20 protein-coding genes are annotated in these 22,265 nt (G+C 41.5%); 8 read left to right on the forward strand and 12 right to left on the reverse strand.

Annotated elements, in window-relative coordinates; all coding sequences use genetic code 11:
- Positions 1 to 19: 19 nt before the first annotated feature.
- Positions 20 to 358, reverse strand: a complete 339-nt coding sequence (locus CIK86_RS10220; RefSeq protein WP_086997751.1) for a YajD family HNH nuclease — start codon at positions 356 to 358, stop codon at positions 20 to 22.
- A 366-nt stretch (positions 359 to 724) separates the two neighbouring features.
- On the opposite strand from CIK86_RS10220, the gene CIK86_RS10225 reads away from it, so the two are divergent.
- The gene (locus tag CIK86_RS10225; RefSeq protein WP_011329115.1) at positions 725 to 1,033 is read left to right on the forward strand and encodes a hypothetical protein; all 309 of its coding nucleotides are present in this window, start codon (positions 725 to 727) and stop codon (positions 1,031 to 1,033) included.
- Positions 1,034 to 1,085: 52 nt separating this feature from the next.
- Here the strand turns inward: CIK86_RS10225 and CIK86_RS10230 are convergent, their stop codons facing one another.
- Both CIK86_RS10230 and CIK86_RS10235 read right to left on the reverse strand, forming a co-directional pair.
- Positions 1,086 to 1,700, reverse strand: coding sequence for an ACP phosphodiesterase (locus CIK86_RS10230; protein WP_086997747.1), 615 nt, complete (start codon positions 1,698 to 1,700; stop codon positions 1,086 to 1,088).
- A gap of 186 nt (positions 1,701 to 1,886) precedes the next feature.
- Positions 1,887 to 3,023, reverse strand: a complete 1,137-nt coding sequence (locus CIK86_RS10235; protein ID WP_008466968.1) for an ISAs1 family transposase — start codon at positions 3,021 to 3,023, stop codon at positions 1,887 to 1,889.
- 433 nt (positions 3,024 to 3,456) lie between these two features.
- Between CIK86_RS10235 and CIK86_RS10240 the strand changes: the two genes are divergently transcribed.
- Entirely contained in the window at positions 3,457 to 3,828 is a 372-nt protein-coding gene (locus CIK86_RS10240) for a hypothetical protein (protein ID WP_086994464.1), read from the forward strand.
- 74 nt (positions 3,829 to 3,902) lie between these two features.
- Here CIK86_RS10240 and CIK86_RS10245 read toward each other — a convergent pair whose 3' ends face one another.
- The gene (locus CIK86_RS10245) at positions 3,903 to 4,877 is read right to left on the reverse strand and encodes a transposase (protein WP_086994461.1); all 975 of its coding nucleotides are present in this window, start codon (positions 4,875 to 4,877) and stop codon (positions 3,903 to 3,905) included.
- 235 nt (positions 4,878 to 5,112) lie between these two features.
- On the opposite strand from CIK86_RS10245, the gene CIK86_RS10250 reads away from it, so the two are divergent.
- Positions 5,113 to 5,454: a hypothetical protein gene (locus tag CIK86_RS10250; RefSeq protein ID WP_086994458.1), complete on the forward strand. Its 342-nt coding sequence runs from the start codon at positions 5,113 to 5,115 to the stop codon at positions 5,452 to 5,454.
- A gap of 238 nt (positions 5,455 to 5,692) precedes the next feature.
- On the opposite strand, the gene CIK86_RS10255 is transcribed toward CIK86_RS10250, so the two are convergent.
- The 3 genes from CIK86_RS10255 to CIK86_RS10265 are packed head-to-tail and all read right to left on the reverse strand — an operon-like array spanning position 5,693 to position 9,877.
- On the reverse strand, positions 5,693 to 7,129 hold the full coding sequence (locus CIK86_RS10255) for a PepSY-associated TM helix domain-containing protein (RefSeq protein WP_086994455.1): 1,437 nt from the start codon (positions 7,127 to 7,129) through the stop codon (positions 5,693 to 5,695).
- A 1-nt stretch (position 7,130) separates the two neighbouring features.
- Positions 7,131 to 7,688: a hypothetical protein gene (locus tag CIK86_RS10260; RefSeq protein ID WP_086994452.1), complete on the reverse strand. Its 558-nt coding sequence runs from the start codon at positions 7,686 to 7,688 to the stop codon at positions 7,131 to 7,133.
- An 11-nt stretch (positions 7,689 to 7,699) separates the two neighbouring features.
- Entirely contained in the window at positions 7,700 to 9,877 is a 2,178-nt protein-coding gene (locus tag CIK86_RS10265; RefSeq protein WP_086994449.1) for a TonB-dependent receptor, read from the reverse strand.
- A gap of 162 nt (positions 9,878 to 10,039) precedes the next feature.
- Here CIK86_RS10265 and CIK86_RS10270 point away from each other — a divergent pair, with 162 nt between their 5' ends.
- The 3 genes from CIK86_RS10270 to CIK86_RS10280 are packed head-to-tail and all read left to right on the forward strand — an operon-like array spanning position 10,040 to position 12,279.
- Entirely contained in the window at positions 10,040 to 10,345 is a 306-nt protein-coding gene (locus tag CIK86_RS10270) for a hypothetical protein (protein WP_013465796.1), read from the forward strand.
- Positions 10,342 to 10,695, forward strand: a complete 354-nt coding sequence (gene tnpB / locus CIK86_RS10275) for an IS66 family insertion sequence element accessory protein TnpB (protein ID WP_254910727.1) — start codon at positions 10,342 to 10,344, stop codon at positions 10,693 to 10,695. Before CIK86_RS10270 ends, tnpB begins: the two co-directional genes overlap by 4 nt.
- A gap of 39 nt (positions 10,696 to 10,734) precedes the next feature.
- Positions 10,735 to 12,279, forward strand: a complete 1,545-nt coding sequence (locus CIK86_RS10280; protein ID WP_086960352.1) for an IS66 family transposase — start codon at positions 10,735 to 10,737, stop codon at positions 12,277 to 12,279.
- A 21-nt stretch (positions 12,280 to 12,300) separates the two neighbouring features.
- Here CIK86_RS10280 and CIK86_RS10285 read toward each other — a convergent pair whose 3' ends face one another.
- From CIK86_RS10285 to CIK86_RS10305, 5 genes are all read right to left on the reverse strand, one after another.
- On the reverse strand, positions 12,301 to 12,771 hold the full coding sequence (locus CIK86_RS10285) for a hypothetical protein (protein ID WP_086993269.1): 471 nt from the start codon (positions 12,769 to 12,771) through the stop codon (positions 12,301 to 12,303).
- A 747-nt stretch (positions 12,772 to 13,518) separates the two neighbouring features.
- Positions 13,519 to 16,410, reverse strand: a complete 2,892-nt coding sequence (gcvP, locus tag CIK86_RS10290) for an aminomethyl-transferring glycine dehydrogenase (protein WP_086993268.1) — start codon at positions 16,408 to 16,410, stop codon at positions 13,519 to 13,521.
- A 164-nt stretch (positions 16,411 to 16,574) separates the two neighbouring features.
- On the reverse strand, positions 16,575 to 16,964 hold the full coding sequence (gene gcvH, locus CIK86_RS10295; protein ID WP_011329122.1) for a glycine cleavage system protein GcvH: 390 nt from the start codon (positions 16,962 to 16,964) through the stop codon (positions 16,575 to 16,577).
- A gap of 59 nt (positions 16,965 to 17,023) precedes the next feature.
- Positions 17,024 to 18,106: a glycine cleavage system aminomethyltransferase GcvT gene (gene gcvT, locus CIK86_RS10300; RefSeq protein WP_011329123.1), complete on the reverse strand. Its 1,083-nt coding sequence runs from the start codon at positions 18,104 to 18,106 to the stop codon at positions 17,024 to 17,026.
- Positions 18,107 to 18,263: 157 nt separating this feature from the next.
- Positions 18,264 to 18,863: a hypothetical protein gene (locus CIK86_RS10305; RefSeq protein WP_011329124.1), complete on the reverse strand. Its 600-nt coding sequence runs from the start codon at positions 18,861 to 18,863 to the stop codon at positions 18,264 to 18,266.
- 127 nt (positions 18,864 to 18,990) lie between these two features.
- Between CIK86_RS10305 and CIK86_RS10310 the strand changes: the two genes are divergently transcribed.
- Entirely contained in the window at positions 18,991 to 19,836 is an 846-nt protein-coding gene (locus CIK86_RS10310; RefSeq protein ID WP_011329125.1) for a LysR family transcriptional regulator, read from the forward strand.
- A 173-nt stretch (positions 19,837 to 20,009) separates the two neighbouring features.
- On the forward strand, positions 20,010 to 22,166 hold the full coding sequence (locus tag CIK86_RS10315) for a TonB-dependent receptor (RefSeq protein WP_086993267.1): 2,157 nt from the start codon (positions 20,010 to 20,012) through the stop codon (positions 22,164 to 22,166).
- The last annotated feature ends 99 nt before the right edge of the window (positions 22,167 to 22,265 follow it).

The following is a 22,265-nucleotide window of genomic DNA, read 5'->3' on the forward strand; positions in this document are numbered from 1 at the left end:
GCCAAAATGGGTTTACCCATTATTTATCTTTGTTTAGCAGCGCCTTTAAGTCGGCAAACGGGTTATGTGTAGCCGCCACCACTTTTTGCTCTGTAGTGCCGCCGTACAACACATATTCGTGATATTTATTATGCTCATTATCATGGCAATAAATACACAATAACTCCCAGTTACTACCATCATCAGGGTTATTATTATGGTCATGATCAATATGATGCACCGTTAACTCTCGTAAATTAGAATACTCAAACTCACGTGCACAGCGCCCACATACCCAAGGGTACAATCTTAACGCCTTAATTCGATAACCTTCTTCTTGCTGCTGATAAGCCTGCATACCACTCGTGGTTTTACTCATTAACTTATTACTACCGTCTTTTTACAATAAGCCCAGATTAGCCTTTAAAAACCACTTTGAACAGCGCCTTTTATTTTAACCACCGAGCTTTGGTTAAGATATTTACTAACACATTGAATAATAATAATGATGTTTAAACTTATTTTCTCTAGCCAGAGATTTTCAGTGAAAATAAGGCGAATTTACGCGTTAATAGCTGGCCTATTGCAAGTAAATTCAACGCAGTTAGCGCTGAAAATAGCTGCTTGAGATAAATTTATTATCCAGAGTTTAGGTTAACTATCCTCAAAGTTGTTGCTCACCTAAAAGCTTGGGTATAATGAGCACTTATGGCTGTATTTGTTAGCCTACAACTTGGATAAAACAATGAAAAAACTCTCTGCAGTGCAAATAAAACAGCAAGCGCTTGTCCTTAATATTGCCGATACACTCGAAAAACAAGGCCTAGCAGAACTCCCTGGTATGCTGCAATGCTGGTTTGACGTTCAATATCACTTATTCCCTGGCTCCTTATTACTGTGCTTTCAATTTGACAACGAGCAAGCCTTAGCTGCAGCAAAACCAGAGTTATTAAAATGGCAAAAACGCTTAAGCGCAGCCATGCTAAAAAAAGGCGTTGTTTTAAAAGATATGCGTAAACATTTAGTATTTACATTAGAAGCACCCGATAGCTAAATCAGGTTTATTACCGAGGATAAAAAGTAGATTCGGGGATTAAATCCCCCGGCTATAAAGTATAAAACCCACGGATGTTTTTAGCGTTTTCAAGATTAAACTGATTTACATGCGTAATCAGCTCAGGGAAAAATGCTAAAAATACAACATTCAATTCATCATAATGCTTTGCTATATCATCAACAGCACCAGCAAAGGTATTAGTAAAGCGAATGCGCTTGGCTATATTATCAAGTGCTAGCCCTACCCCATCAAGGGTTTCGTACTCTTTAAACCAATCGTTGTCGGTCATGTGCTTTACAACGTGCTGCATTCGCGGCGGCATTACAGGCATACGCTTATGCAAAAGCGCAAAGCTAGTTTGTTTAAAGTCGTTTAATGGCTGTAGATTATATTTTTGCCAATGCATAATTAAAAAGTGATCAAACACCACATCAATAGCCACCCCTGCAAAACGCTTACGCTTAGATGAAAAATACTGTTTAGCCTCTTTAACTATAGGATGAGAGTCAGTAAATTTATCCACTAAATAGTGATTATCGAGCGCATTCTTTACCGTTATAGGTATCTGGTTTAAATGCCGTTGACCACCAAAGTCGCCCAGTAAATTACCAAAGTGCGAATCGGCCGTAGGCTGTGCTAAATAAAGATGAGCTAAATAATTCAACGTGTTCTCGGGTTTGGTTAATACCTTTTAGATAATAACGCAGTTGTAGATGAAATTCATATAAAGGAAAAGTGAAAGGCTTTAAGCTTCAAGGGAATGATATTTTAGTTCGTGATTTTTTCACCAATAAAACACAGGCTCCTGCGCTCCCCATAAAAAAGACAACACAAACCTGCTCCCCCACGGCTAGCGCATTTTAATCCCAGACTCTAACAGGGTTGAGCGGTAATCATCGTCTAGCCCTGCCATTTTCTTTTTCCTCGCCATACTTGCTGACTTAGATGCATCTTGTTTAAAAAGCGCCATGGCTATCTTTCGCATTACATTAAACATTAATGGCCCTTGAAGTTTGCGTATTCTCGATTCATCTTCTCTGAAGTTCATATCAAGCATCCAATGCATGCTTTCAACCTGCCAGTGACTGCGTACCGCATTGAGTGCTTGCGCTGCATTTAAGTCTAATGAACTTATATACCAGCGTGTTTCAGTGGTATCCGACCCTGCCGACTTATCATGAACTTCAGCCCTGACCTTAATAATACTCGTTAAGCCAGGCCAACGATAATCCTTGCCTAGCCAGCTTTTATCTATAAGTAACTGCTGGCATGTACGTGTTTCAACACGCCCATGTCCTGAGCTTATTTCGGTATGTTCATCACAATTATGCTTAGTTAACCTTTCACGCTCGCACTTGTGCCACCACGCTTCTAGTTCCTTTTGCATGCCTGAATGATTACCTTTAAGTGCAAGAATATAATCTGCTTTTTGTTGGATGATTTGTTTTGCTATTTCTTGTTGGCATCCCATCGCATCTAACGTAATGATACTGTTTTCAATATCGAGCAGGGTGAGTAATTCTGGTATTGCGGTGATTTCATTTGTTTTATTATCAACAGCCGTCTGCCCAAGCACTAACTGGTGTTGGCAACTCCATGCACTGACCGTGTGTAAGGCACTTTTTCTGTCTTTTGTGGTAAATGAACGCCGTGCGGTTTTGCCATCGATAGCGATGATATCTGCACCTGTGGTTTCAATCAGTGATGATATCCAAGATTGAAATGCCCTTTCTATTTCATTTGCTTTTAACCGACACATGACGCGAGCAATCGTGTCATGTTTTGGAATTCCTGCGTTGAACGTACCGTATTTTTTTAACCAATCAAGCTTTAGGTGCCCAAAGTCTTCAATATCTTCCCATCCTTCTGCACCAGAGAGTACAGCGCTAATAGCAAGGAGAAGAATATCGATAAGTTCATGCTTTTTACAACGTTCAATGCGAGGATCTGTAATTGAATTAAAATGTTTCAGAAAAGTAGTGCTCATATTTATGCGACCAAGTAATTATTATGCCTTGATCTGATCACTACTTGCTCTATAAGTTCAATTTATAATGATCTTGCCGTGCCTGCTCCCCACCCAATTACAATTATGTTTGATTAGTTCAGTAAAGAGTCAGCCCTATTTTGCTATCAATGTTGCTGTATTTTTCGGTACTGCATGAGTCATAAAACGCCTTGCTTAACCTTAACTATTAAACCTGAACTTTGGTTAAGAGATTTACTAACGTATTAAATCATATTGATATTTAATTTTATTTTCTCTAGCCAAAGGCTTTCAGTGAAAACAAGGCGAATTTACGCGTCAATAGCTGGCCTATTGCAAGTAAATTCAACGCAGTTAGCGCTGAAAATAGCTGCTTGAGATAAGTTTATTATCCGGAGCTCAGGTTATTAAGCTCACAGAGGCACAACACGTTATGACAACTACTTTTTTAAGCCAATTACAGCAAGTCGCACTGCAACAAGCCCTTATCAGTACCAAGCTTTTAAACAGCTACACATTAAAGAGCAATAACGCACCATCGCCCAAGCAACAAGCCTATAGCTTAATTGCTGTCGCGCTATACCGCTTTAATCTACAAAAAATAAAATGGTCATCTTTTTTAAAAACAGCCATAAATACAGCAAACAACACATGCCAATGGTTAGCCACCGAACTTGTCAGGTGCCAACAAGACTATAAAGCCCAACCTCATGACGCTGTAATTAGCGAACAAAGTGCATTCATTAGTGGTATTTTTAGCGAAGAACTCACTTATATTGATAGTTTACTGGGGGCTGAAGCGTAAGCTCTTAAGTTTATTTAAGCAATTATGTGAACTGTCGGATGGCACGGCTGTGTGTGGGTTTGGTGGGTTTGGGGTCAAATCTTGACTTCACACATCAAGCTATCTCGCAGTTTTACGAATTGTAATTTGACCTTATCATCTTCAATTATTAACTTATTTAGCCTACATACCGTTTGAGATACGGCTGAATAATGTTGAACATTAAAAATAACGGCTAACGCTTTTAAATTTTGCCCAGTTAAATCTTGGCATAATTTAATAGCAAACATACGTGGCAAGTTTTTCTCTTTTCGCCCTTTTTTAACCGTTACAATATCATGTGTATCTATACAAAAATATTTAGCTAAGTAATCAATTACATCATCCGTTGAGCGTTTTTTAATAACAATACTTCTTTCGCTATCTGGTATTGCTATATACCCCTTTATTTTTTCAATAAATGCGTCACAACCCAAAACTGAAAGTAACTTTTTAGCGCCATAAAACGTACTTACCTCTTTATTATTTTCATATTCAACAAACTGTTTGTACGCAGCATATTTACGATTTTTTCCTTGAAGCGAAAATATAAAGTCTCGAACTAGCCATTTTGGCGTCGCTGTTTTTTTGATGAAAGCTGAATAGCTAGACCATTTATAGTCAATGAGTACATCTACTAACGGTGTACTTGTTTCTATTGGGTTACGATGTATATAACGGCTAACATGTAGTAAGTAATTATCAGCATCCACCAGCACCGCCTTGTAGCGACCTCTAAACAGTGCACCATCTGTATTATGTGCTCTATTAAAATATTGCGTATAGAGGCCATTAATATGCTTCATGGCTCTGCCTAAATTTGCATCTGGGGTTTTTATTAACAGGTGGTAATGATTGGTCATTAAACAATACGAATGTACTTCAATATTAAAACGAAGGCTTGCTTGCTCAATGCAGTATAAAAAACACTTAAAATCGTCATCACTCAAAAAGGTATTTTCACGCCCTCTTCCGCGATTCATCACATGATAAAACGCATTTTCATACTCTATTCGCAGTGGTCTAGACATAACAATAAACTCAATGAGCAATAAACTATAAATCTAGACCATTGATGTATGAAGTCAAGATTTGACCCCTTTGGTTTCTCTATTCGCAGTGGTCTAGACATAATAATAAACTCAATGAGCAATAAACTATAAATCTAGACCATTGATGTATGAAGTCAAGATTTGACCCCTTTGGTTTTTATTTAGTGCAGCAGATATTGATTGGACTGCTAAAAAAACGAAGTATAACGGCAAGATGATCAAAGCAACGGTATCAGATGGTGTTTGGCCATATAAAAGTAAAGACGGTAAATTAATTCTAATGTGGTCAAGCTGGAATGCCGATAAAAATAAAGCTTATACGACCTCATTAGCCTATTCAGATAATGGAAAACTTTCGGGTAACTGGTCACATAAATCAGAGCCTATAATTTCTGATGACCGTGGTCATGGCAATATTTTTACAACTTTTGACGGCAAGTTAATGATGTCACTACACCGTTATTTTAAACAACCCCATACTCGTATACAGTTATTTGATATTAAAGATACCGGCAGTGATATTGAAATTATCAAACAAAGCTTAGGGCATCAATAATAGTCGTAAGCGCCTATTACTGTGGGTGAACAATAAAATTCATAATATTACTTTGAATAGCGGTGCTAATTTGAAGCACCGTATTTACTTTATCCCGCCAATTTCATACCGTGTCGAACCTCTGGTGTTTAAATTAAGTTCATAAACATACTTGGCTAAAATCCATCTCAAATAACCCCTAAAGCAAAGTGGATCTTATCATCCGTAAAGGGCGCTGCGTAATTGTTTCTCCTTTTAATTAGCTACCCCAGCCTTTTTTCACTCGTGAATAACGGTATCGCCACACACATAAAGCGAATGCGATAAACGCGATATTTATGGCAACTGAATTAGGCACTAAGGCATTAGGGTAATGCACCAAAAAGTGCGTAATTGGCAGCATAACTAACAGCATCGCCAACATTTTAAGCAAGGTTAAATGCGTTTTTACTAGCACTTTTTGCATTAAAGAACCTATTAAGATGACCATTAACACTAGCCAGAATACCGGCTTAGTGGGGATATTTAATGCTAGTCCTAATAAAGCTGCACTTATAAAAGCAATGGGTGTGCCCCATACAAACCCCATCCATAATTGATTGAGGGCGTCTTGCTTTTGTCTTTTCGCCAACCATAGATTAATGCCTGTGACTGAGATAATAGTCAGTGCAAAGCCCATTAAACCAAAAAATATTTTCATCACTTCGGGGCCAAAATGACCAAAGTGAATACGGTACACAGAAAAAATAGCCTGCTGCCCTATGTCTCCGTCTGAATAGCCTACTTTATCGATGTATTGGCCGTATGAATCAAAACGATATTGCTCAGAGTAAATCAACTTATCGAGGTGCTGCGAGCCAAGTAAAATGTATTGATTGTCTTTGGTGGCATTTTCTAAGGTAATGAAAACTGGTTGAGTGTTAGGTTCCATTGCTCTAATTTCATTAATGGCGCGGGTCATGTTGGCCACTTTGGGCTGGTTTTCAACTTCAATAGAAGAACCATAAATATCAGCGAATAAATCCAGTTTGTTACCTTTGTATAAGGTATCGGCGTAAATAGGTGTTAAAAACGACGCCAAACCAAAATACACCCCGGTTAACGCTATCATTAAGTGAAATGGCAAACCCCAGACACTCATTCGATTGTGCAAATCACCTTGCGTGAGTTGTTCATTATTGCCTGTGCGTAAGCGAAAGGCATCTTTAAATATACGTCTATGGGCAATTAGGCCTGAAATAATCAACGCGCTTAAAATTGCACCTAGTGTGCTTACAAGCATCATACCGAGATCTTCAGGTAAATGCAGTGCTGTGTGCAAATCTACAATTAAATCAGTAATGGGTGTAGTTGATGGCTCGCTTAACTCACCGGTGGGCGATATATTCCACGCCTCTCCCTCGGCGCTGATACGCGCTCTGGGTAAATCTTGCGTTGGCAAGCGCACCACGATGTTACCGTTGGTGCTACCGCCTTTCATTTCTAAAAAGCGCTCATAAGCAGTTTGAATACTGCTTGGTGTGTAATTTAAGTCGTCAGCAATGTGTGGCTGCTCCCAGCGTAATAACTCTTGAGAGAAAACAGACAAAGCACCCGAAAAACACACCCAATACATCAGTACGCTCACAGCAAGGCCTATCCAAGCATGGCTTTTTAACGCGCTTTTATTGGTATTTGGAGAAATAGATATACTCATACTACACACTATAAATAAACAAATAACTTAGCACACTGAGGCCACTTAACGCACAAATTGGACGCCATAATTTGCTATCGGCACAAAGCCAATAACTCGCAGCTCCCCATAAAACAGGCATAGTATAAATACCTAGGGCGATTTGATTCACCTTGCTCATGTTCAATCCGGTGGTCCATACAACCGTTACTAGCATGGCGCACACGGCACTTAAACCAACGCACGCAGCCGCTTTTATCAATGCATTAACGCATACGGCTAAACGAGGCTGGGGTAAGTCACCTACAAAAGGCAAGCTAACACGCTTTATATCTTTATCAATACGCTGGCGGGCAAAATAAATCCAACTCCACGCTTGTAAAGAAAACGCCACGACGCCGTAGCATATACCCAACTCTGGGCCGTGCTGCTTAACCCATAGCATGAAAGAACCAAACATCAGTACCAATGCACCGAGTTTGGCTATACGTTTAAAGGCTATGAGGTTGCTTTGCCATGCTCGGTAAAACAAGCCAATCGCCATTGCGCTGCCAATAAAGGCAGCGATAGACTCCCACATAAATTACCCTATTAGAAGCTGAATGATGCAGATAATTTAACGGTGCGCGGCTCACTTAGAACCAGGTAGTTTGAACCTGGGTAACCACCTACTGATGCCCAGTAGTTATTGTCAAAAACATTATCTACACGTGCACGAATTGTTACATCAGTCATACCTACTAAGAAGTTATAACGTGCACCTAAATCAAAACGGTTTGATGCATCAACTTCTAAGCTGTTATCTGCACTTGCATATTGCTTTGAAGTGTAAGCAGCACGAGCATCAAGGATTAGACCCGGTAGTGCATTCACGTCCCACTCAACGTTTACGTTGGCTTGTAAATCAGGCACACCAATGGCGGTTTTACCATCAAGCAGGCCGTCTTGTGTTTTTTTCATTTCAGCGTCAATCCAAGTGAAGCCACCAATCACACGCAGGTTATCTGCTGGCATACCAAATACACTGACTTCAAGGCCTTGGTTTTCTTGTTCACCATCAGTGCTAAACACCCTATTATTAATAACTGTCGTTTGCTTTGAGGTATTAAACACACTCACCGAGCCGCCGTATTGGCCAGCATCGTATTTTAAACCAATTTCAATTTGCTCTGCACGGAACGGGTCAAACACTTCACCTGCATTTTCAACGACTTCGCCACCGCTTGTTGTTGGCGCAACTTCACCCGGTAATAAGCCTTCAATGTAGTTTGCGTAGTACGAAAGCTGCTCCGAAGATTTGTATACGACACCTGCAACTGGCGTAAATTTCGACTCATCGTAGCCCGATAACTCGTCGCCTGTGTTGTAGTCATAGGTATTGGTTTCAATATTTTGAAAACGACCGCCTAAGGTAACAAGTAGTTTACCGTCATTGAATGACAGCATGTCAGCGAGTGCAAAACTTGATAGCTCGGTTTTTTCAGTTACCAGCGGGTTATTTAAATCACCACCAATGAAAAAGTCAGCATCTGGCATATCGGCCGTTTCTGGGTTGTAAAGCATGCCAGCATTAAAGCCAGCAAAGCTTGAAAATGCGTAGGCATTTTCTGCCTCAAGGGAGAACACTGACGCCGATGAAATTAACGTGTGCCCAACTGAGCCAGTATCGAACTGAATATTGATGCCCACTTCGCCCGACTGCACATCTTCATTACGTACATTATCAAAACGGTATGCACTCAAATCGCCGTTGTCCTGCATGGTAGGGTTTGCAAAGCGGTTATCTTCTTCGCCACTTCTAAAGCCATAAGCTGCCCATGCACTGATATTATTGGTAAAGTCGTATTCACCACGCACGGCACCAAAGAATTGGCGCTCATTAGTGTAAGTCCAATCTTGGGCAAAGTTAGTATCGCTATCGGGTGCATCTAAAATAACACCTGATGGAGTCACGGCAGGACGAGGAGCGTCGACTTGGTGATCCTGAAAACCTAAATCAAGCGACACGCGAAATTTCTCACTTTGGTGATCAACCCCTACTGACGCTACGCTCAAATCGCGGTCTTGGTTATCAACACTGGTTTCACCGCCACGTTGGACTAAGTTTACGCGTACACCAGTGCTGTTATTGTCATCGCCAAAACGGCGGCTGACATCGGCTGCGCCATACATATGACCTTGCGACTCATAACCAAGTGTAACGCGGTTAAGTGGCTCATCGCCTGCACGTTTAGGAACAATGTTTACAGAGCCACCTAGCCCACTTCCTCCTGGTGCGGCACCATTTAAAAAAGCACTTGCGCCACGAAACACTTCAACACGCTCTAATAACTCAGCAGCAACATACTGACGAGGTAAAATACCGTATAGGCCGTTGTAGGTCATATCGTCAGAGTAAACAGGGAAGCCACGCATTACATAGAGCTCTTGAAAGTTACCAAAGCCTTTTGCAACACGTACCACGGGATCGTTTTGTAGCACATCGGCGACGCTTTTCGCTTGTTGTTCACGAATAAGATCAGCAGTAAAGTTAGTGCTGTTAAAAGGTGAGTCCATCATATCTAGGTTACCCAAGATCCCTGCTCTACCACCACGAGATACTTGCCCACCGGCGAAGCTGTCGCGCAGCTTAACTTGTGATGCATCAACGGTAATATGCTCAAGATCTTCATTGTTATTTTGATTACTTTGTTCTGTTTTAGCATATGCAGGTGCACTCACATAAATTAGGCCAGCCATTACTGCTAAGGCACTTTTACGTAAATTCATTGGGGGGCTCCGAGATAAGAATTATATTATTACAATATCATTTATGATAACTGTTTTCATTTTCATCTTCAATTTTATATGTGTAAGCGCGCAATTAAACTCACATACCAATATTAATGCTACCTATGCATAATTTACTCAGCATATTAACCTGAGGTAATTATGAATAAACAGCAAAAAATAAAACACTGGCAAGGCATTTTTGAGCAGCAAAAATCGAGTGGTTTAGCCATCATTCAATTTTGTCGTGATAACAACATTAACGCATCGACTTTCTATGTTTGGCGTAAACGCCTTTCTGACGAAACGATAAGGGTTAAAAAGCAACAGGTGATCCCGTTTGTTATTCATGAGCAAGCCTTTACACACCCTTCAATCATTAAACTCACCACACCAAACGGCTATCAAATAGACTTCGAGTCGACATTAGCTAACCAAACGCTAGCCAAATTATTGAGCGTACTGTGACACCTTGCACCCACCAAGTTTACTTGGTCACGGGATTCACCGACATGCGAAAATCAATCAATGGGTTAAGTATTATTGTCAGCGATACCCTATCTCTCGATCCTTTAAGCCAAGCGTGGTTCGTTTTTTGTAATAAACAACGCGATAAATTAAAAATTTTGTTTTGGGATACCAATGGTTTTTGGCTTTATTATCGTCGCTTAGAGCAAGGACGATTTCAATGGCCAAATCATGCTCAAGCACACGTAGCCATGGGGATTGAACAACGGCAGTTACAATGGTTATTATCTGGCTTACCGGTAAATAATAAAACCCGCCACTCAACTTTATCAGGGTTATCAGTGATATAAATTAACCAGAACGTTTTTTTTACTTGAACGATCTTTCCCATGTGTCATGCTATTAAAATGCCAGACACTATTCTCATCACCGAACTACAAAATCAGCTTGCACTTATGCAGGCTAAGCTTGATGGCTTAGAAAAAGATAAAATTTCACTGCAAGAAGATAAGGTTGAAATGCAATCGCGGATTGACCACTTGCTTGCTGAGCTTAAGTTAAGTAAATCCCAAAAATACGGTAAAAAAAGTGAAAAAGCCCCACGGGGCACCTTCAATGAAGCGGAGCAGCATAAAACGACTGAGCCGCCTAAACACCATAAGAAAGGTAAACAAATACTGGCTGAGCACTTTGAACGAGAAGAGGTTGAGCACACCTTAACCGAGTTAACGTGTCAGTGTTGCGGTGAACAACTACATCAATGTGGTAGTGAAGACAGCGAGCAAGTGAAGATTATTCCGGCGAAAGTCAGTGTCATTAAGCACAAACAATTTAAATATGCTTGCAGACATTGCGAGCATGAACAATTGGCCAGTAAAATAATCACCGCGCCTAAACCCAAGCAGCCTATTCCTGGCAGCATTGCGAGTCCAGAAGCGTTATCGGCGGTTGTTACGGGCAAATACTGCGATGCCTTACCGCTTTATCGTTTCGTTGACATACTGGGCCGTGGCGGCCTTGAACTATCGCGCGGAACATTAGCTAATTGGTGTATTAAAGCGGGCCTGCTAATCAGCCCCTTAGTGGCAGCCATGCAACGTCACTTGCTTAGTGAGCACAGTTTATGTGCCGATGAAACCCGTACACAAGTGTTAGATGAAGGTGACAACCCTAGCAGCAATTCCTACATGTGGGTTTATCGCAGCAATGAGGTCAGCCGTGAGCCTGTCGTGATTTACGATTACCAAGCAGGTCGAAGTCGCGCTTGCGCAAAAGAATTTCTTGCCGGTTATCAAGGCTATTTACAGTGCGACGGTTACCGTGTTTATGACGGTATTGAAGGCATTACCCCTGTTGGTTGCTGGGCACACGCTAGACGCAAATATAACGATGCCTTAAAAGCAGAGTCGAAAAACAAAGGTCGAGCGCATAAAGCCATCAGCTTTATCAGCCAATTATATAAACTGGAAACCCACGCTAAAAACAAACAGTTATCTCCTCAAGCGCGGTATCAGTTACGACAAGAAAAAGCCTTACCCATATTAATGCACTTTAAAGCGTGGCTTGATGAAGCCGAAGGTAAAGTAACGGCGGGGAGTTATATTGGCAAAGCGATAAAATACACGCTTAATCAATGGCCGAAATTAATGCGGTATAGTGAAGATGGCGAACTAGGGATTGATAATAATATTACTGAGCGAGATATTCGGCCGTTTACCACTGGTAGAAAAAACTGGCTATTCTCAAAATCGGTTAATGGTGCTCAGGCCAGCGCGATACTTTATAGTATTGTGATGACGTGTCGTGCTAATGACATCAATCCGTATTACTACTTTGTGCATTTATTTAAAACGTTGCCGAATCGAGATGAGGGTGATGATGATTTTACCGACCTAATGCCGTGGAATGTGCAGCTAGACTTCGATTATAGCTAAGCGCACTGCTTAAATGCGCGCTTACTTTAAATCAGCCATTGATTTATAAATTTGCTCGTAAATAGCTGGGGCTGATAGACTGCTATCATCTCCATCTTCTCTTGAATATTTTCCTATATTTTGTCCTGGAGTGTCCAACAATAAAGTTGTTGGTAAGTATCCTCCATTCTCAAGGAGGTATTTTAATCTAGAAATGTACAAATACACCGACATTAAAGTCCTAACACCACCCGACGAGATTTTAGAGTAAGTTCTTTCTCTAAAGTTAGGCATAAACTTTTTGTCTATAGAGGAACCGTAAATTCTGGTCAGCTTAGAGCTATCCATTAGACTTTTATAATGTGTAGAAAGCTTCTCAATTATATCGTCTGTAGATACTAATTGAGACTCTACTCGCTTAAAGTCAGTTTTCAGTTTCCCAATATGTATTTCTTTACTTTTAATTCTGGAATAAATATCTTCAAGCTTTTGAACTAACTTTGAAAGAATCAAAGGGGGTCAAATCTTGACTTCATACATTAAGGTATTAGCTGATAAATCTTGCTTCTTGCCAAGACCAAGCACTAATCTCACGTTTAACACCCTCCCCCGTCATCACGCCCTGAAAATAAGCAATTGATGAGTAATGCATTTTTCATGGATGAAATGAAAGCCATGCTTGCACATGGATGTGCTTTCATGGCGTTTACGTTCACATCAATTGTGCATTGAAGGATCAAGCGTGATGCTCGGGTGGCGCTGAGAGGTGACGAATAACCGAAGCGCAGCTTCGCAGTATGAGGAAGTGAAGGCATGGATGCCGACAGTAACCCAGCTTCAAGGATGAATTACTTGCAGCAGAGTAAAATTTAAAAATCTATAGCCCCTCTTTGGCTCACCAAGCCAGCGCGACAAAACCTTGAATAAGGTTTCTAATTTCTAGAAGCGTGAAACGCGAAACGTATTCGCATTATCGGTGATGATAACCTCAAACACCTATTCAAATACTTATTCGGGCTGGCGCCCGCGCGCCAGCAAGCTTAACGCCTACATTAAATAGCACATACTCTTGGCTTTTGAGCGAGTAAGTATATTTGTGATTCGTTGGGTTTCGTTTCACTCAACCCAACCTACGTAAGTATTAAGATTACGAAAAACATACACACAAAAAAGCCGTTGCATTGCTGCAACGGCTTTTTAATTTTTGATAAATTCCCAATCTATAATGGGAACTTACTTACCATAAAAGATTAACAATTATTAATCGCGGTATGTCTCAACCGGTGGGCAAGAACACACTAAGTTACGGTCGCCGTATACGTCGTCAATACGTGTTACGGTTGGCCAGAACTTGTTTTTAGCCACGCTTGGCACTGGGAATGCTGCGTAAAAACGGTCGTATGCACGGTCCCATTCGTTACCTAACACGTCGCCTTGGGTGTGCGGTGCAAACACTAACGGGTTGTTTTCGATTGACCATTCGCCAGAGATTACTTTGTCGATTTCGCTCTTAATTGACACCATTGCTTCGATGAAGCGGTCGATCTCAACCTTAGACTCAGACTCGGTAGGCTCTATCATTAACGTGCCCGCTACTGGGAACGACATAGTAGGTGAATGGAAACCGTAGTCTTGTAGGCGTTTAGCCACGTCCATTTCAGTAATACCCGACAACTCTTTAAGCGGACGCAAGTCAACAATACATTCGTGCGCAACACGGTTGTTACGGCCACGGTATAAAATTGGAAAGTGCTTGCTTAGCTCATGCGTTAAGTAGTTAGCATTTACAATTGCCATTTCAGTGGCTTGTTTTAAGCCCTCTGAGCCCATCATGGTAATGTAAGCCCACGAAATAGGTAAAATAGACGCTGAACCATATGGCGCTGCCGATACCGCTCCGTTACTTTCGTTAGTACCTGGTACGTTAATAATGCTGTGGTTAGGCATAAATGGCGCAAGGTGCGATTTAACACCAATTGGGCCAACACCTGGGCCACCGCCACCGTGTGGAATACAAAAGGTTTTATGCAAGTTTAAGTGCGATACGTCTGAACCAATAAAGCCTGGGCTCGTTACACCCACTTGCGCGTTCATGTTCGCACCGTCCATGTAAACTTGGCCGCCGTGCTGATGAATAATGTCGCAAATTTCACGAATTGTTTCTTCGTATACACCGTGAGTAGACGGGTAAGTGATCATAATACACGATAAGTTTTCGGCTACCGCTTCTGCTTTTGCTTTCAGATCGGCCATGTCTACGTTACCGTTTTTATCACAATCAACCACCACAATTTTCATGCTGGCCATTTGTGCCGACGCTGGGTTAGTACCGTGTGCTGAGCTTGGAATTAAACATACGTTACGGTGAGCGTCGCCGCGTGACTCATGGTATTTACGAATGGCAATTAAGCCTGCGTATTCACCTTGAGCACCTGAGTTTGGTTGCAATGAAACCGCATCGTAACCGGTAATGTTTACTAGCCAGTCATGCAGTTCGCCCATCATGATTTGGTAACCTTGTGCTTGATCTAGCGGGCAAAATGGGTGCAAGTTTGAAAATTCAGGCCAGGTAATTGGGATCATCTCAGCAGTCGCGTTTAGTTTCATGGTACATGAACCTAACGAGATCATTGAGTGATTAAGCGCTAAATCTTTGTTTTCTAGGCGCTTAATATAACGCAGCATTTCAGTTTCGCTGTGGTACGAATTAAAGTTAGGGTGCGTTAATACTTCGTCATCACGCTCTAAGCTTGCTGGAATTGACGTGCTGCCATTGTTTTCAATATCGGCTGCAATTGCATCAACACTTAGGCCATGGCCTTCGCCTAATACAATATCAAATAACTGCGCTACGTCTGCACGTGTGGTGGTTTCTGATACGGCAATTGAGTATTCGCCATCGCGGTTAGTAGCAAAGTTAACACCGCTTGCTAGTGCACGCGCAATAACGTCGGCTTTGCTATCGCTTACTACCGTTAGGGTATCAAACCAGGTGTTGTGTTTAAGGCTCACGCCTTTAGCTTGTAAGCCTGCAGCTAAAATATCGGCAAAGCGATGAATACGCTGAGCAATAGTTTTTAAGCCTTGTGGGCCATGGTACACAGCGTAAAACGCTGCCATGTTGGCAAGTAATACTTGCGCGGTACAAATGTTTGAGTTGGCTTTGTCGCGGCGAATGTGTTGCTCACGCGTTTGCATTGCCATACGCAGTGCATCGTTACCTAAACGGTCTTTAGATACGCCAATAATACGACCTGGTAATGAACGTTTGTACGCGTCACGTGTTGCAAAAAATGCAGCATGTGGACCACCGTAACCCATAGGTACACCAAAACGCTGCGCCGAACCTAATACTACGTCTGCGCCTAATTTACCCGGTGCTTTTAATAGTAATAAACTCATAATGTCGGCAGCAACACAGGCAATTGCCTTTTTGCTTTGTACGCCAGCAATTAGGTCGGTAATGTCTACCACTTCACCAGTTGTTGATGGGTATTGAAATAACGCGCCAAAAATCTCATGGTTAACAGCGTCGGCTGCTTTGCCAACAATTATTTCAAAACCAAACTGCTCGGCGCGGGTGCTTACTACGTCAATTGTTTGTGTGTGTACGTCGTCGGCAATAAAAAATGCATTGGCTTTTTTCGCTTTAGATACACGTTTTGCAAGGCCCATAGCCTCTGCTGCAGCGGTTGATTCGTCAAGTAACGATGCACTTGCTAAATCTAGGCCGGTTAAATCTAGGGTCATAGTTTGAAAGTTAAGTAACGACTCTAAACGCCCTTGCGCTATCTCTGGCTGATATGGAGTGTACGCAGTATACCAACCTGGGTTTTCTAGTACGTTACGTAAAATTACGTGCGGTACATGTGTTGGGTGGTAGCCTTGGCCAATATACGATTTGAAAACTTTATTTTTGCTTGCTACTGATTTTAAGTAGCTTAGTGTTTCAACTTCGGTGCGGCTTTCGCCCACGGTTAAAGGCTGCTCAAGGCGAATACCTGCAGGTACAGTTTGACCGACCAGCTCTTCAACACTCGATACTTCAAGCGCGCTAAGCATATCGCTTACTTGCGCTGGGCTTGGCCCAATATGGCGGCGAATAAAATCTTGCGTTTGCTCTAACTGCTCAAGAGATTTGGCGTTTGACATGTGTCCAGATTCCTATGATCCAAAAAATGTGATTATTACTAATGGGTAACCAGCAATAACTTAAAATTAATATGATTTAATAACTTACAGTGTATGGAAAGGTAAGCAGCAAAATCATAAAAGCCCCAATGTTTTAAATAATGGGGCTTTTTACTCACTAAAGATTAATCTTCGTCAATAGTGTTTGCGTAGTCTTCTGCATTTAGTAGGTTTTCAAGCTCAGACTCATCTGATGCTTTAATGCGAAATAACCAGCCGTCACCAAACGCGTCGGTGTTAACTGTTTCTGGTGCGTCTTCTAGCTCTTCGTTAATTGCAACAATTTCGCCACCAATTGGTGCGTAAATGTCTGATGCTGCTTTTACCGATTCTGCTACTGCACACTCTTCGCCTGCATCTACTTCGTCGCCTACTTCTGGAAGTTCTACGAATACCATGTCGCCAAGTAACTCTTGCGCATGTTCAGTAATACCAACAGTAAACGTACCGTCACCTTCGTTGCGAACCCACTCGTGTGAAGAGGCATACTTTAACTCGCTAGGGATATTGCTCATTTTGTTTTGTCCTTTGGTTTATATTGGGTGATAGCACCAAAATTAAATTTATTTATACTTTAAAGTATTGATTTACCGTTACGTACAAAGCCAGGCTTTACTACTTTTACGGTAACTAATTTTTTACGCATTTCTACCTGAGCGGTGTCGCCCGTTGAACGTGGTACACGTGCAAGCGCTACACTGTAACCCAGTGTTGGTGAAAAAGTGCCAGAAGTAATAACACCTTCGCCACCATCAACAATTACTTTAGAGCCACTGCGCAAGATACCTTTTTCTTCTAGCACTAGGCCTACTTGTTTATCAGTACTTTGGTCGGCGCGTTGTTGTACTAGTACATCACGGCCAATAAAGTCACGACTTTGTGGTTCCCATGCAATAGTCCAAGCCATGTTAGCCGCTAGTGGCGATACGCTTTCGTCCATATCTAGGCCATAAAGGTTCATGCCCGCTTCTAAACGTAGCGTGTCGCGTGCGCCTAAACCTGCTGGTGCAACTCCTGCGTCTAACAGTTGTTGCCATAAATCGGCAGCTTGCTCTTTTGGCACTACAATTTCGTAACCGTCTTCGCCAGTATAACCCGTTGTGGCAATAAATAAATCACCTGTTTGCACGCCAAAAAACGGTTTCATACCCTCTATTGCTGCATTTTGCTCAGCTGTTAATAATGTGGCAGTTTTAGCTTTAGCGTTAGGGCCTTGCACTGCAATCATGCCAAATTCGTTACGCTCTGTAACGGTAACGGCAAAATCGGCTGATATTTTAGCAAGGTGAGCTAAGTCTTTTTCGCGAGTTGCTGAGTTAACAACTAGACGATAAGAGGTGTTACTGAAAAAATAAATTATTAAGTCGTCAATTACGCCGCCTTGCTCATTTAGCATTGGGGTATATAACGCTTTACCAGGTACGGTAAGTTTAGCAACATCGTTTGCTACTAGTTTTTGTAAAAATGCTTGTGCTTGCTCGCCTTGTATATCAACAATGGTCATGTGCGATACGTCAAACATACCGGCATCGTTGCGTACTGCATTGTGCTCTTCTATTTGCGAACCGTAGTTAATTGGCATTTCCCAGCCATGAAAATCAACCATTTTAGCGCCCGCTTCAAGGTGCTTAGCATAAAGTACTGTTTTAGAAGTCATGATATTCCTTCACTTTTAAATTAACCCAGTTATTTGGGCGTGGCCTCAATTTAATGAGGGGGAATAATATGGCCTGCATTTAACGCCTGCCAAATTGTAATTAAACACAGCCAAATATTAATACTAAGCTGTGAGCACCCAAGTTAGGGTGAATATTTTACGCTGCAGCGCCTTGAATAAGGGCAAAGCCTTGGGCTTGCATATACTCTTGCCACTTTTGCAGCTCAGGAGTTTTAGCCACCAGTACAAATTGTTGCTGGTCGTTTTTATTTATGGCTGTGATAAATACGTCACCGCTTTGCGTACCGTAACATAATTGTGCATCTGAAAGACGTAAACCCGGCGTTAATTTAAAGGCTTCTACAATTGAGTCAAAGGCATTACTGCCGCTTAAAATAAAGCTTGCTAGGTCAGTACGCATCACATAATCAATGTCATAACGCAGTTGTTGCTCGTTTATAAGTGCTTGTAATTGCAGACTTGCGCAGTGCGGTAATATAAATCTAAAAGCGGTTTCGCTAAAGCAGTAAACGGCATAGCTATAATCGGAATTAAAATCGCCATCAAGGGTGCCAATTAAACCCAAACCACTGGCAGTTAACTTAGTTAAATCGTGGCCTAGTATATTACTTAAAAATACCGAGGCTTCAGTGCCGCTAAAGTCTATTACAACGTGGTTGTTGCTGGCCTGCAAAGAATTAATAACCGCGCTGTTAGCTTTGCTATGGCGGGCAAACATAATGGGGCTAAAAGTCATAACAAACACCTATCAAACTTATAATATCAAAAGTATATTGCTCCCGCTGTACAACAACAAATTGTAATTATTAATCAATTGATAAATAATGCTTATATATATGGCGATATTAATTGTGATTTTAAATATGAAAAACATTTCAACAGATAGTTTACGCACTTTTGTAATGGTAGTAGAGGCCAGCGGCTTTGCTAAAGCCGGCGATTTACTTGGCTTATCGCAACCTGCGGTTAGCCTGCAAATAAAGCGCTTAGAAGATTTGCTCGGTTATAAATTATTTAAAAAACAAGGCCAACGCCAAGTACTTAATCAATATGGCGAGCTATTATTGCCAATGGCTAAACAAATGATGCAACACAACGATGCCATTTTGCAGCTATTTACCTCAGAAAGTATTACCGGCCGAGTACGTTTGGGTATTCCAAGCGAATTTGCAGCGCGTATTTTACCCTCTATTATTGGCGACTTTGTAGCTTTATACCCTGAAGTATCACTGGAAGTTAAATCGCGTTTAAGTAAGCATTTATTATCGCAAGAACGCCAAGATCAGTTTGATTTAGTACTGGCACTCAACGAGCAGCTCGATTCGGAGCAATTTCCTATTTTTAAGCAAGATCAGCTGGTATGGGTGGGCGACTTGTCGCTGGCACAAAACGACACTGTTACTTTGGTTACCGCTCCCGAGGGGTGTATTTACAGACGCCGAGCTATAGAGGCGCTAGAAAGGTCGGGAATAAAGTATCGTATTGTGTATAGCAACGCCGATTTAACCGGGCTTATTGCTGCGCTAAAAGAAGGGTTAGGCATTACAGTGCTAGCTAAAAGTACTGTACCTAACGAGCTAAATTATCAACTTAAAACCAAATTTTTACCATCCTTGGGTGATATTGGCATTAGCTTAGTAAAAACGGCCAGTGAGCCAGAAAACGCCGTTTTTAAATTGGCCGAATTTATTAAGCTTCGCTTAGGCTAACCTGCTTTATACACATACTAGCTAACAAATCTTCATATATTAAAAGTTATATATATAAAGATTTTTAGTTATAAAAACTTACATATGCAAACTCTGAATAACATTGATTCTCATTCGTTAACGTGTTTAAATTGCGCCAATTTAGTTAATTGACCCAATTTAGGATAGTCTCAATGGCACATAAGTTTTTAGTATCTACCCTTGCAACTGCGGTTGCCTTGTCTATTAGTGCAACTGCAATGGCAAAAGATATGGGTAAGGTAGAGCGTAACTTTGAACAAATTACAGTTATAGGCTCACAACAAGCTATTAACGATATTCCGGGCTCTGCAACGTTTATTTCGGATGCTGAGCTGCAAAAGTTTGAATTTACCGACATTTCTCGTGTTTTAGCCTCTGTACCGGGTGTTTACGTACAAGAAGAAGACGGCTACGGCCTGCGCCCTAATATAGGTATGCGCGGAACTGGCACTGGTCGTAACGACAAAATATCAGTAATGGAAGATGGTGTACTTGTAGCACCTGCGCCTTACTCGGCTCCTTCGGCTTATTACTTCCCTACTATGGGGCGCATGGAGTCTATTGAAGTATTAAAAGGTGCTGCATCGGTTAAATATGGTCCACGTACCACAGGTGGCGTTTTAAACTTATTATCGCGCAGCTTACCAACCGAGCCTAATAGCTCAACAGGTATGCTTGATGCTGCCCTAGGTAGCGATGGCTACTATAAAGGCCATGCTTATTTTGCCAAAGAAAAAAACAATACCGCGGGTTTAATTGAAGTATTTACCTACGGCGCAGATGGGTTTAAAGACTTGCCAGTTGGCGATGACAACACCGGCTTTGAAAAAACTGATTTACTATTAAAGTTAGGCCATACATTTGGTAAAAATGACGCGCATAACCTTGAGCTAAAAATTAAGTATTCAGACGAAACATCTGACGAAACTTACATGGGCTTAACCGATGCAGATTACCAAGCAACGCCATACCGTCGTTATGCGGCATCGCAAAATGATGAAATGAATACCCGTCACAATGCTTATCAACTTAACTATGCATATCGCTTTGGTGCAGGTTACGAACTACTTGCTACGGCATATTTAAACGACTTTCATCGTAACTGGTATAAAGCCAGTAAAGTAAGCGAAAGCTACCTTGAGCAGTACAGCGAATTTGAAGCCAACCCTACCGCACAAGGTATTGAAGGCATTGCTATAAAAGCAAATAACCGCGACTACCAAGCTAAAGGTATTCAGTCTGAGCTGCATATTCCTGCTGGCAATCACTATATAACTGTGGGTATGCGTTACCATGAAGACGAAATGGATCGCTTTCAGTGGCAAGACGAGTACACGCTTAATCAAGACTTAAGCATGACACTGACAGAGCGCGGAGTTCCGGGCTCAGACAGTAACCGCGTAGATAGTGCCACTGCACGTACTTTATTTATTCAAGACGAATGGACGCTAGATGCATTAGTGATCAGTGCAGGCCTGCGCTTCGAAGACATTACGATTACCCGTGAAGAGTGGGCAAAGTCGGATCCTACACGCAGCAATGGTTTAACTAAAAATGTGTCGAACGACACTGATATTTTAGTGCCGTCACTCGGTGCAACTTACACAGTAAACGACAACATCACTCTACTTGCTGGTATTCAACAAGGTTATGCACCAGCCGCGCCGGGTAATGCCGACCAAGAAGAAGAAAAAAGTGTAAATATTGAATTTGGTTCACGCTATAACGTAAGCGGTATTAATGGTGAAATTATTGCATTTTATTCTGATTACGACAACATGCACGGTAATTGTACTGCCGCTGTAGGGTGTAGCGATGAGAACATTGGCGATCAATATAACTATGGTGAAGTAGCTGTTTCTGGCGTTGAATTTAGTGCAGGCCATACTTTTAACACCGATACTGTTATGTTCCCGGTTAAGTTAACTTACACCTACACAGATTCTGAATTTAAAAACACTTTTGATTCAGAAATTTGGGGCACAGTAGAAAAAGGCGACGCTATGCCTTACGTGCCAAAAAACCAAGTAGCACTCTCTATGGGTGCTGAATTATCAGCATTTGTTGTACACAGCCAACTGCGCTATGTATCTGACTCACATGCAGATTTAACCGACTCTGGCTTAAATGCTATTAATAGCCGTGTGGTATGGGATTTAGCCGCTAAATACCGCATCGACGACAATCAAAAAGTATACTTAAGCGTTGATAACTTGTTTGATAAAACCTACATTGCTAATCGTGCTAATGGCGGTATCCAACCAGGTAAGCCTCGTACCCTACAGTTGGGCTACACTTACAGCTTTTAAGCTTTAAGCTTTAAGCTGGTTAAACGGCTCACTAACAGCGGTAATAATTTTTTATGCAGGAAACACTACACATCTAAATTATTGCCTTGTTATTGAACC

It is taken from the genome of Pseudoalteromonas sp. JB197 (assembly GCF_002332205.1).
GTDB classification, from domain to species: Bacteria; Pseudomonadota; Gammaproteobacteria; order Enterobacterales; family Alteromonadaceae; genus Pseudoalteromonas; species Pseudoalteromonas nigrifaciens.